Source organism: Candidatus Symbiopectobacterium sp. NZEC135, assembly GCF_025962695.1.
The window spans coordinates 1-608 of record NZ_JAGFPF010001302.1 but is presented as its reverse complement, the minus strand read 5'-3'; the positions used below and the strand labels follow the sequence as shown (position 1 = coordinate 608).

1 protein-coding gene is annotated in these 608 nt (G+C 55.1%); it reads right to left on the bottom strand.

Annotated features, from left to right (window positions below; translation table 11 throughout):
• Positions 1 to 608, bottom strand: a 608-nt coding sequence (locus J5224_RS33945; RefSeq protein ID WP_264629256.1) for an ABC transporter permease subunit, incomplete at both ends; no start/stop codon positions are given.

Below are 608 nucleotides of genomic sequence, written 5' to 3'. Positions count from 1 at the left end.
CTTCCATTGAGTTCGCTCCGTCATTGAGCAGCGAGCCCCAGCTGCTGAGCGGCTCTTGCACGCCCAGCCCAAGAAAACTTAAAAACGATTCGAACAGGATCATGCTGGGAACCAGCAATGACGCGTAAACCACCACGACGCCCAGCACATTTGGCACGATATGGCGTAACACAATGCCCGTGGTAGAAACGCCGCACACCACTGCCGCTTCGATAAACTCTTTACGTTTGAGGCTGAGCGTCTGCCCGCGCACAATTCTCGCCATATCGAGCCACGACACCATGCCAATCGCAATAAAGATCAACAGTAGCTGCTGCCCAAAAAAGGTCACCAGCAGAATGACGAAAAACATAAACGGGAAGGAGTTCAGGATCTCCAGCCAGCGCATCATGATGGAATCGACCTTGCCGCCCGCGTAACCCGAAATGGCCCCGTACAGCGTCCCCACCAGCACAGCAATCAGCGCGGCGGCAATGCCCACCATCAACGAAATTCTCCCGCCGATGGCAACGCGCACCAGCAGATCGCGGCCGTTAGAATCGGTACCAAAATAGTGCTTTGAGGCCAAATCCGGTCCCTGCGACATCATGGCAAAATCCGTATCGGCA